This window comes from Streptococcus oralis subsp. oralis (assembly GCF_002096445.1).
GTDB lineage: Bacteria > Bacillota > Bacilli > Lactobacillales > Streptococcaceae > Streptococcus > Streptococcus oralis_N.
Genome location: NZ_NCUK01000013.1, coordinates 1,200,293 through 1,212,133 on the forward strand (window position 1 = coordinate 1,200,293; position 11,841 = coordinate 1,212,133).

General features: G+C 42.7%; 4 protein-coding genes. All 4 read right to left on the reverse strand.

Annotated features, from left to right (window positions below):
* Window positions 1-59 precede the first annotated feature (59 nt).
* Window positions 60-7,436: an SIALI-17 repeat-containing surface protein gene (locus B7721_RS09210; protein ID WP_084878739.1), complete on the reverse strand. Its 7,377-nt coding sequence runs from the start codon at window positions 7,434-7,436 to the stop codon at window positions 60-62.
* 293 nt (window positions 7,437-7,729) lie between these two features.
* The gene (gene ileS / locus B7721_RS09215) at window positions 7,730-10,522 is read right to left on the reverse strand and encodes an isoleucine--tRNA ligase (RefSeq protein ID WP_084878740.1); all 2,793 of its coding nucleotides are present in this window, start codon (window positions 10,520-10,522) and stop codon (window positions 7,730-7,732) included.
* 251 nt (window positions 10,523-10,773) lie between these two features.
* Window positions 10,774-11,568: a DivIVA domain-containing protein gene (locus B7721_RS09220; protein WP_044020427.1), complete on the reverse strand. Its 795-nt coding sequence runs from the start codon at window positions 11,566-11,568 to the stop codon at window positions 10,774-10,776.
* A gap of 16 nt (window positions 11,569-11,584) precedes the next feature.
* On the reverse strand, window positions 11,585-11,839 hold the full coding sequence (locus B7721_RS09225; RefSeq protein WP_000028988.1) for a DivIVA domain-containing protein: 255 nt from the start codon (window positions 11,837-11,839) through the stop codon (window positions 11,585-11,587).
* Window positions 11,840-11,841 lie beyond the last annotated feature (2 nt).

The following is an 11,841-nucleotide window of genomic DNA, read 5'->3' on the forward strand; positions in this document are numbered from 1 at the left end:
TGTACTAAGCAAGCCGTTCCCCTAAAAAAGAAGATCACTTGGATCTTCTTTTTTCGTATCTATCTTTCAAAGATGGACTGTCTGAAGTCGTCTGTCTCACGAAGATAAGCGTTGTAAATCTTCTTCTTGAGCAGGTTAACCCAGCTAGCTTCGACACGGCTAGTAGCATTGGTAATGTTGCGTACATCCTCTGCCACGGCTGCGTCCATCAACTGCTGCATCTCTGCATAAGAACGAATGGTTACTTTCTTGGTACTGTTTGGATTTTTAAGCTCGTACTCAATGGTGATTGGCTTCAGCTTGGTCAGCTGATCAATCCGCTCCTTATACATGGCCTTCTTGAAGGCTGCCCAAGAGGTGTATTCACCCTTAAATACATTTTCCAAGACTTTCTGGTCTGTCACGAGACCGACATCTCTTCCAGACCATCCGTCCCACGTTTTCTTCCCTTCATCAAAGGCTTCCTGAGAGTACTGACCAGAAACATAAGGGACAAATCCGTCATGATAGCCCTTGGCTGCCAGTAATTCATAGGCTGTGCGACGGAACATGACGTCACCTGGCGCTCCATTTGGATTGCTCAAGGCTGAGTAAATTGGTGAGAAAAGGCTGAGGCTGAGGTAGCCATTTCGACCATATTTCCCACTTTCCTTGTTCTCCCGACGAGTGATCACATCATTTTCAATCAGGGAGTCAAAGGTCTTCAGCTGCTTGATTTCCTCAGCTGTGAAGCTTCGCGTCTGGTTACCAGCGTGAGTCTCCTTACCATACTTATCTGTAATATAGTAATTCTCCATCTTCCTGAACCACTGTAACTTGGCAGCATCGCTCTGCTTCAACATAGAAGTACCTTCTAGATAGTCCAAGGTGTAGGTCATGTCAAACATACCATGGACATAGTGTTGCAGGTCTGCTGCATTTTGAACACGTTCCTTGAAATTATAGGTATGCATACGTGTCTTAGAATCCTTGTACACCTTGAAGAGAGTATTGAGCGTAATGGTTGGTTCATCTGCGCTCGGTGAAGACTGCAAGAGTCCACGAGCATAGAGTTCCGCACCCAAGCCCTCACGACGACCATAACCTTCAAAGTAAATAGCACCGTCAGAGTTATGGGTCATCTCATGCGTGTAGACTGAGTTACCATAGTCTTCCAACAATTTAGCAGCATCAAAGTGAGTTACACTACCCGTAGCATAGGCATTATAGCCCTTGCTTGGATACCACTTGCCAGCTGGTCCAAAGAATTCCTGCATAGCCTGTGATTTTTTGTCATTAGCTGGAGCCCAATATCTTTGACCATTCTTGTCAACCAATGAGAATCCATCATAAACCAGAACCGAACGGAAGAGCTTGTCCTTGCTTTCTGGACTCAGAATCTTATACCAGAAATCATAGTGGTCGCGCTGGTATTCAGCTGTTTTTCTCACTCTGTCTTCGACATATTCAACTAGTTCTGCGTCTGTGCGCACTCTGTTATTGGCATCCAGGCGGTAGCGATCATAAGCCCCCATAGAGAGAGTAGACATATTAGAGATAGCATAGACACCCTTCTCCGTCATGGTCAAGAGTGGCAGGAGCATGCCCTTGTGTTCCCAATTATCTGCAGTAATCTTGTCATAAACACCGACAGAGTACTTGCTCTTGCCCTCGGCTGCGTCCTGAAGCTGTCTAGCCTCTGCCACATCCGACTTAGCCTCAACGATGTAGGCTTTTGTATTGGTCTTGAGCCATTCATTATTGGTCTTGTATGGAAGGAAGAGCTGACGATAGCCTTCAAGATAATTGAAGAGCCCTCGTTTACCAGTTGCTTCAGAGAGCGAATTATCATACGCTGTATAGTTGTTCTTAGCCTTGAGATTCTCAAGTCCTGATTTTCCTAAAGCAATGATTGTATCAAGAACCGAAACGTCATTCTTACCGTAGAAATCCATCTTGTAAGCCGACAAGTCCTTAACATTAAAGGTATCATAGTTGATATTGTACCAACGGTTAAGGTAAGTCAGACCCAATAGGAAAGCTTCTTTATCAGCAAGAATCTTCTTAACAAGATAATCCTTAACTACTTCACCTTCAGTATTGATAGCCTTATCCATAGCTAGCACTTTGCGAAGCTCACCTGATAGCTTGCTTTTCACTTGCGTAAATGCAGTGTCTAAGTATAGTTCATCTAAAGAAGTGTCTGCTGCTACTCCGAGAACTGTGCGCATAGCTGGCGAATCAAGAACGACCTTGTTCAGCTCTGGCAACACTTGATTTAGAATGCTAGTATAATCTGATACGAAGGCTTCTGGAGTATAAAGAAGGTCTAATCCCTTCATTCTATACTCAGCAATACCTTGGTTGACGAAATCTCCCTGATAAGATATTTCTAGATAGTCAATGGTATTGTCCATGTAGTGAAGCATCAAACGATTGATTGCTGTTTTATTGCTATGGATATCAGTGATAATCTGGTCACCCTTCATCGGAACAACATCCAGTAGGTACTCCTTATTCAACTTATGCTCTTTCGGAATCTTGTTCGCAAACGAAACAATGGTTTCTTTATTGTAGAAAGGAAGCAGTTTCTCCATATTTGCATAAGAATATCCACGGTCAAATTGAGCATTGTTTACTTCACCATAGTCGACAAAACGCATATTTAGATTCGTGTCATCTAGGCTAGTTGTTATGTCCATAGCAGTCAGTTTTTCTTCCATTTCTTCTTGAGTAATGGTGGAAGTAACAAACTGATCGTTTTTCAAGGTTTCACTCTTGGCAACTTTATATGCTTGCGTAATACGGTCGTTTTTGTAGCCCTGATCTCCAGAAATACTGTAAACATTTGTACCGCTAACATTACTAATCACATTATCAACTAAACCATTAAAGTAGTTCGAGCCGACTACTCCACCGATTTGACCGTTAATGGTTGCATTATATAATTTTCCTGTCACATACGATTTGGTAATTCGAGCATTATTTTCTAAACGTCCAACCAAACCACCGATACGTTGTTCATTTGATCGTGCACCACTAATAATCGTTACATCTGCTTTACTTTGGCTAAGAAGAGATTCTCCTCCTTTAAGGTTTGCAACCAAACCACCTACATTATAAGCTTTGATGTGTTGACTGTTAGATAGGATAGTCCCCGTAAAGGAACTATTTGTAATTTTCGTATTGGTTCCATTAACTACTAGACCCGCTACGTTAGAGGCGTTGCCTACTACCGATACTCTCCCCTGAACAGAAACATCTGTGATTCGCGCATTCTCCGCATTGCGTGCCAACGCAGCCGAGTCATAGGTACCCTCTATATTCACATCTTTAAAGTCGATATTTGAAATGGTAGACCCACTCTTGAGGTTTTCAAATAAAGGTTTGGCTAGATTGTAAATCGCGTATTGCTTACCATTTTGACTACCCGTCAGACTGCCGGTGAAGTTCCCTTTGAGGTAGACATAATCCGCAGGAGCTAGGTTGACCTCACTCGCATCCAAATCAGCTCCCAGAACATAATTTCCTGCCATATTTCGCTTCATAGCGTCTACTAACCCAGCAAAGCTAGTGTAGACATTTTGCTGGCTTGGGACTGCCTTACTGATGTAGAAGTCGTGCCCAGACTTGTAGCCCGCTTCACTTTCTTGGACGAGTTCAGGAAGGGTTACATTAACCTTATAGACTGCCTTGCCATCTTTCTCTGCTTCAGAAATGCTGTGAACTGGTAGGAGAATTTCCTTGGATTCGCTTGATTTGATCTTGACGAAGTAAGTAGACAGATCCGTAGGCATAGAGCTCATCGACACAAAGCGCTTGTATTGGTCGTTTTCTTTATGATAAAACTCAACAGAATCAATATCACGGAAGGCAATCTTCTTGTATTCTAGCTCAAAGTTACGACTGTCTGTTTCAAACTCAGTAAAGCTGCCATTATCCAGTTCATAAGTCAACTTGGTTTTCAAAGTGTAGCCTGTGTAGTAGTCTAGGTCGCCAATTTTCAAACTGCCAGCAAAGTTGGTAATCGGAAGAGTGCGAATTAGCTGATCTCCTTGGTACAATTCTGCAGTCGCTGAACGGAAGGACTGGGTCTGATCTTCCAATCTATATTGGACCGTCACCGACTTATCATCAGCATTCTCAGTCAGACTTAGAATGGAAACAGTCGGCTTGACTTTAGGCACTCCATTTAGAGCTTCTTTGGATGCTGTCAGGCTAGCAAGAGCTTGGTTGACCTGTACTTGTGTAGCAGTCTGATTGTTCAAAACTCCCTCTGCCTTGGTCAATTCGTCAGTATAAGCTGTCTGCTTTTCTGAATCCGCATTCTTATATTTAACCGAGGTTTTAACCGTTGGATTTAAATCGTACTCAGTCTGAAGAGCCGTTTTGACAACTTCAAGTCCACTTAATTGAGCCTTAGCTTGATTGATTTGTTCCACCAGTTGGTTGACTTCTGCTTGGCTGGCTTGGGATTGGCTCAGAATCGCTTGGCCTGCCGTCAAAGCAGCATCATAGTTAGCTTGATGACTCTGACTATCATTGAAATAACGGGCCTGAGCTTTAATCTGATCCACTTCTGCCAAGAGATTATGCAGTGAAATTAAATCGAACTCCTCTAAAGCATCTGCTTTCGGCGCATCGTTCGGTACCATATGCGGTTTAGCTGTGCCGACTTTGACGATTTGCGTTACCGGAGCCAAGGTTTCTTCATTAGATAACTCTTGACGGTCAACCTCTTGACCGTTAGAGCTGTAGACACGAGTCTTGATAGTTCGTTCACCTTGGACTCCCGGAGTTGCGATTTGACGAGCATCTCGAACAAGCTCATCCGTATATTGCTCCTCTACGTTGAAGGCTATTTTCTCTACACGAGTTTCATCGGTATAAGTTAGCGGATACTCTGGTAAAACGTCTGCTTTCGGTGCTTCATTCGGTACCATAGTTGGTTTAGCCGTGCCGACTTTGACAATTTGCGTTACTGGAGCGAGGGTTTCCTCATTGGACAACTCTTGACGGTCGATTTCCTGACCATTGGAACTGTATACACGAGTCTTAATCGTGCGTTCACCTTGGACACCCGGAGTTGCAATCTGACGAGCATCTCGAACAAGCTCATCCGTTTCTTCTTCACGAATGCTAAAGTTGATTTTTTCAACGCGCGTTTCATCGGTATAAGTCAGTGGATATTCCGGCAAAGCGTCTGCTTTCGGTGCTTCATTCGGTACCATAGTTGGCTTAGCCGTTCCAACTTTGACAATTTGTGTTACAGGAGCTAGAGTTTCCTCGTTGGACAACTCTTGGCGGTCGATTTCCTGACCATTGGAACTGTAGACTCGAGTCTTAATCGTACGCTCACCCTCAGCACCCGGAGTTGTGATTTGACGAGCATCTCGAACAAGCTCATCGGTTTCTTCTTCACGAATGCTAAAGTTGATTTTCTCAACCCGAGTTTCGTCGGTATAAGTTAGCGGATACTCTGGTAAAGCCTCTGCTTTTGGCGCATCGCTTGGTACCATAGTTGGCTTAGCTGTGCCGACTTTGACAATTTGTGTTACCGGAGCCAAGGTTTCCTCATTAGACAATTCTTGACGGTCAACAACTTGACCGTTAGAACTGTAGACGCGAGTCTTGATCGTGCGCTCTCCCTCAACACCTGGTGTTGCAATCTGGCGACTACCCTCTGGAATCTCATCTGTATATTGCTCGTCAATAGAAAAATCAATCTTTTCTATTCTAACCTCATCATTTGTAGTCAATTCCAACTCAGAATTCTCATGAATAGGAGCTGTATCAGGATTTGTCCCATATTCCGTTAGTTCTGGAATCTCTTGAACTGGAGGCGTATCAGAACTTGTGCCATATTCCGTCAGTTCTGGAATCTCTTGAACTGGAGGCGTATCAGAACTGGTGCCATATTCTGTCAATTCTGGAACTTCGTGAACTGGAGATGTTTCAGGACTTGTGCCATACTCTGCTAATTCTGGAACTTCGTGAACTGGCGCTGTATCAGGATTTGTCCCATATTCCGTTAGTTCTGGAATCTCTTGAACTGGAGATGTCTCGGGACTAGTGCCATACTCTGCCAATTCTGGAACTTCGTGAACTGGTGCTGTATCAGGATTTGTCCTATATTCCGTTAGTTCTGGAATCTCTTGAACTGGAGATGTCTCGGGACTAGTGCCATACTCTGCCAATTCTGAAACTTCGTGAACTGGCGCTGTTTCTGGACTGGTGCCATATTCTGTCAATTCTGGAACTTCGTGAACTGGCGCTATTTCAGGAGTTGTACCGTATTCCGTCAGTTCTGGAACTTCGTGAACTGGCGCTGTCTCAGGAGTTGTGCCATATTCTGCCAATTCTGGAACTTCGTGAACTGGAGTTTCTTTTTGTATCGAGTTAGCTGGAGCTGTTCCAACTAAAATAATTTCAGAAACAGGTTCAAGTGTCACTTGATCAGAAATCATTTCGCTTTTCACGATTTCTTGACCCTTACGATAATGACGAGTCACAACTGTACGTTGACCTCGAACACCTGATTGTATAACTTTTGATTGACCTTGAGCCAATTCATCTGAATATTGGTATTTTGTCTGATAAGGAAGTTCTTGGACTGACTTTTGCTCACTAATTTTTAGTTCTGGTAAGTCATAAATAGGAGTTGAGCGTGTGAATTCAATCTCCTTAGCAGCTATAGCTTCTCTTTCTTCCTCAGTTAAAGCATCCCCCTTATCTGAAACAATCTCTTTCATATCAAGATTTGTTTCACTCGGTTTAAGTTCACTTCCCTTCTCTTTCTCCCAGTCAAGTGTCGGATTTTCCTTCAGAGCAGAATGAGCTAAATGACTATCATTTTGTTCTTCATTCTTTAGATAACCGATATAGTCGTAACCGTCAATTTTCAATGGCGCTGGCAGTGCATCTCCAAGACCCAAGTTAAGACTTTGATTATATGCAGCGAGCTCGATATTCGTCACTGCTAAGACTGTTGGAGATAGCAGCATGGATCCCATTCCAGTTACCAACAAGAGCGAAGATAAATACCTCTTCCCATTTCTGCCTCTAACAACTACAAGCACTAGTAATGCAAGACCCATCGCTGTAAAAGTTGATTCCCAAAGGCCGGAGTGACCTGTCTTAGGCAGTACTCCAGACGAATCCACATGAGTAGTCGGACGATAAACTAAGTAATAGGTCTCTGAAGCATCCTCAACATACTTTGGAATCTCCCTAATCAAGGCACTCTTCTCTACCTCCGTCAATTCAGACTCCACTACGTAGTGGTATTTAACCTGAGCAGACTGCTGACTTTGAATTTCTGATGCTTTCACAGAAGTCAAGCCCCCAGCCATTTGCCCATTCAAAAAGAAGCTTCCAATAGTCGCCGAAACGAGCCCAACGGACAACTTTCGGAAAGAGAAACGCTGTCGTTTTTCTCCATAAAACTGATGTTTCATTCTCAAAATTTCCTCTTCAATATATTATTCAATTCTTTCTATTCTACCTGATTTCACTTGATTATTCAAATTATTTGTCGCGATTTTTAGAAGCAACACATGCTTTTGAAAAGTACCAAAACACGACTCCTATTTTAAAAAATCTCAGAAAATCAACTTAAAACTTTTCCTACAAATGTTGAATTTCTACATCTTTATCCTAAGCTTTTACCAGCAAAAAAAGAGAGAAATGACTTTCTCTCTTTTACCTTTCCTCTCATCTTAAACTATGAGAAGACATATTTTTAATCTGATTATTTCGCTTCAAATCCTTCTGCAACTGCATCCGCAAAGTTTTCTTCTACGATGCTTGCACAGTGATCACAGATGACTGCATGGTAGCTGCGTTCTGCTGTTGTTGGGTCGATACGACGGCAGCGGTCACATACTTCACCTGTAGCGCGTTCAACTGTGAAAGCTACATCCTCAAAGCTAACTGCACTCTCTGGAGCTACACCTTCTGCGATGGTCAATTCAGACACGATTAGAAGTTGAGCTTCATTGCTGTTTACTGCTCCAAGAAGAGTTTTCACCACTTCGTTTGGATAAACTGTCAAGTGTGCTTCAAGCGATTTTCCGATTACTTTTGCATTACGTGCTTCTTCCAAGGCTTTTTGAGCTTGTCCGCGGAAGTCCATGAAGGCTGCCCATGTATCCAGGATTTCTTCTTGGTTGGCAAAAGTTTCAGCTTCTGGTAATTCAGACAATTGAACAAATTCTTCAGCTTCAAACTCAAGATATGACCAGATTTCCTCTGCTGTGTGAGGAAGGATTGGTGTCAAGAGTTTGGTGATTTTAACAAGTACGTCATAGAAGACTGTCTGCATTTGACGACGTTCGAGTGATTTGGCACCTTCGATATAGACAACGTCTTTAGCGAAGTCAAGGTAGAAGGCTGACAAGTCAACGTTGATAAAGTTCACCAAGGCCTTGTAGATTGTCAAGAATTCAAAGTCAGCGTAAGCATCACGAATAGTCTTGACAAGCTGGTTAAAGCGGATGGTCATGTACTTATCAACTGAGCGAAGCTCATCGTAAGCCACTGCGTCTTGAGCTCGGTTAAAGTCAGATGTATTGGCAATCAAGAAGCGAAGAGTGTTACGGATCTTACGGTAAGTTTCAGAGACTTGGCTCAAGATATCCATAGAGATACGCACGTCGTTGCTTGAGTCCACGCTTGTTACCCAGAGACGCAAAATTTCCGCACCAAATTGTTTTTCAACATCACTTGGAGCAATGGTATTTCCAAGAGATTTAGACATCTTCTCACCTTTACCATCAAGGGCAAATCCTTGTGACAAGATTTGTTTGTAAGGAGCAACGCCATGGTTAGCAACAGATGTGATAAGTGATGAGTTGAACCAACCACGGTACTGGTCAGAACCTTCAAGGTATAGATCTGCTGGGTATTTAAGTTCTGGACGGTTGACCACCACTCCATTCCATGATGAACCTGAGTCAAACCATACGTCCATGATATCTGTTTCTTTTTTGAACTCGCCATTTGGTGAACCTGGATGAGTAAATCCTTCTGGCAAGAGGTCCTTAGCATCACGTTCCCACCAGATGATAGAACCGTGTTCCTCAAAGAGTTGAGCTACATGTTCAATAGTCTCAGCTGTCATGATTGGCGTTCCGTCTTCAGCATAGAAGATAGGAAGGGGAACTCCCCAAGCACGTTGACGAGAGATTACCCAGTCACCACGGTCACGAATCATGTTGTAAAGACGAACTTTACCCCATTCTGAGTGGAATTTCACTTTTTCAATTTCATCCAAGATTTCTTGGCGGAATTTAGATACAGAAGCAAACCACTGTGGTACTGCACGCCAGATGATAGGTTTTTTCGTACGCCAGTCAAATGGATATGAGTGAGAAATTTCTTCCTGAGCAAGGAGTAAATCACCCAGTTTTTCGATAACAGTCGGCACAACCTTGTCATAGAACTGACCCGCAAATTCAGGACCAGCATTTTCCATCATAATACCGCGTTCGTTAACTGTTACAGCAACTTCAAGGCCGTTGGCAACACCGACATTGTAGTCGTCCTCACCAAAACCAGGGGCTGTATGGACGATACCTGTACCAGAGTCAGTCGTAACATGGTCACCAAGGATTACCAACTCATCTACAGCCGTATCCCATGGGTGGACTGTTACGATGTGATTCAATTCTTGACCACGGTAGGTCGCCAAGACTTGCACATCCGCCCAGCCAAATTTCTCAGACAAACTGTTCAATAATTCTGAAGCAACCACAAACTTACGAGATTCACCAGCTGGTTGTACGACTACGTAATCAATATCTGCTCCAACTGTCAAACCGCGAGAGGCAGTAATGGTAAACGGAGTTGTTGTCCATACGACGATGTAAGTATCTGTGTCCAGTACCCCTTTTCCGTCTTTAACGCGGTTAGCATAGTAAAGGGAAGTTGAAAGCAAGTCATGGTATTCAATTTCCGCTTCCGCAAGGGCTGACTCAGAAGACCATGACCAGTAAACTGGCTTGGCACCACGGTAGATGTAGCCTTTCTTAGCCATTTCTCCGAAGACACGGATCTGAGCCGCTTCATAGTCCGGAGTCAAAGTCACATAAGGATTTTCCCAGTCACCAGAAACACCCAAACGTTTAAAGTCTTCACGTTGTTTATCTACTTGAGAAAGAGCGTAATCACGGCAAAGTTTCAAGTACTCAACCAAGTCCATTTCTTTACGTTTGACACCTTGTTTTGCCAAGACTTGCTCGATTGGCAGACCATGTGTATCCCACCCTGGGATATAAGGAGCATAAAATCCAGACATAGACTTAGAACGAACAATAATATCTTTAGAAATCTTGTTCATGGCATGTCCAACGTGAATATTTCCGTTTGCATACGGAGGTCCATCATGCAAGGTGAAATGCGGTTTTCCTTGGTTCAATTCTTGACGACGTTGGTAAAGTTTTGCTTCTTCCCATTCTTTTTGCCAAACTGGTTCTTTAGTTGGAAGACCAGCACGCATAGGAAAGTCTGTTTTCCCTAAATTGAGGGTTTCTTTAAGTTTCATTGTTACTCCTTTAATTTAAAATGACAAAATAAAAACCACGATTCGCAAAAAGGACGAAAATCGTGGTACCACCTTTGTTCGAAAAAAGACAGGGTCTCTTTTCCTCTTTTCCCGTAACGTGGGGGACGTCCAGTCTTACTGTTTTCGGACTGAATTCATTGAGAGGATAATCTAACCACTAGGGATTGCAGGACTCTCACCATCTCCCGCTCGCTGAAAATATAGTTGGTTGGATCTTGTTCTCACATTTTTTATAGGATAAGAACAGATTCTTTATTTGCATCGTTCTCAGTTGCCGCAGTAGCTTCTACTTCAACTGACTCTTCATGCTGGTCACTTTCTTCTGTCTGTTGATTTTGTTGAGCTTCAAACTCAGCTAATTCTTTGTTACCAGCCTCGATACGAGCTTGCAATTCAGCAACCTCTTCTGGTGTGAATTGACGAGTCATATCAATAGGCTCTTCCTCTGGTTGTAAAGATACAGTTTCACCAAGAACTTCACCCACCACTTCTTTGAAGGCTTCATCACTTGTCTGAAGGTAAGTAGCTGTTGGGCGAAGAATATCTTCCCAATCAGATGACTCGACAATAGCCAATTGACTTTCAATCGTAGACTTGAGGCGTTGATGGAATACACGGCTCTTGTTCTTCAACTCTTCTGTCTCAACAGCCACTCTCTTCGCATTATCTGTAGCCTGACGGAGAATTTCATTTGCCTTGTATTTCGCTTCTTCAAGCAAACGCTGAGCATCTTGTTCAGCTTGTTGAATAATATTGTTTGAACGTTCTTGAGCAGCTTGTTTAACACGCTCAGCTGTATCTTGGGCAATCAAAACTGACTGACTCAAGGAATCCTTCATCTCATCAAAGTAAGACAAACGTTCTTCCAAACTCTTGATGTGTGTCTCTTTATCGTGATTGCTACGAACCAAGTCTTCATAGTCACGAACAACGATATCCAGAAATTCATCTACTTCTTCTGGGTCAAAACCTCTAAATCTTGTACCAAAGGTTTTATCTTTAATTTCTAACGATGTAATTGGCATACTTTTCCTCACTTACTTAATAAAAAATAGAATCATTAATTGCTTCTGGTTCTTGCTCGCTTGTTACTGTTCTCTTAGGAATATCATTCGTATAATAGGAAAGACGTTCTTCTAGTTTTTTGATATAGAGTTCAGTTTCATCTTTGTATCGAATCATCTCCTCTAATTCAAAGTAAATCTTATCTAGAAAGAGGTCAACTTCTTCCTGATTGTAGCCTCTGAATGTTCTTGAGAAAGCTTTATCACTTATTTCTTGTGGTGTAATCGACATAT

Coding starts and splice junctions, on each gene's coding strand:
- B7721_RS09210 (WP_084878739.1), bottom strand. CDS start 7,436: ATGAAACATCAGTTTTATGGAGAAAAACGACAGCGTTTCTCTTTCCGA.
- ileS (WP_084878740.1), bottom strand. CDS start 10,522: ATGAAACTTAAAGAAACCCTCAATTTAGGGAAAACAGACTTTCCTATG.
- B7721_RS09220 (WP_044020427.1), bottom strand. CDS start 11,568: ATGCCAATTACATCGTTAGAAATTAAAGATAAAACCTTTGGTACAAGA.
- B7721_RS09225 (WP_000028988.1), bottom strand. CDS start 11,839: ATGTCGATTACACCACAAGAAATAAGTGATAAAGCTTTCTCAAGAACA.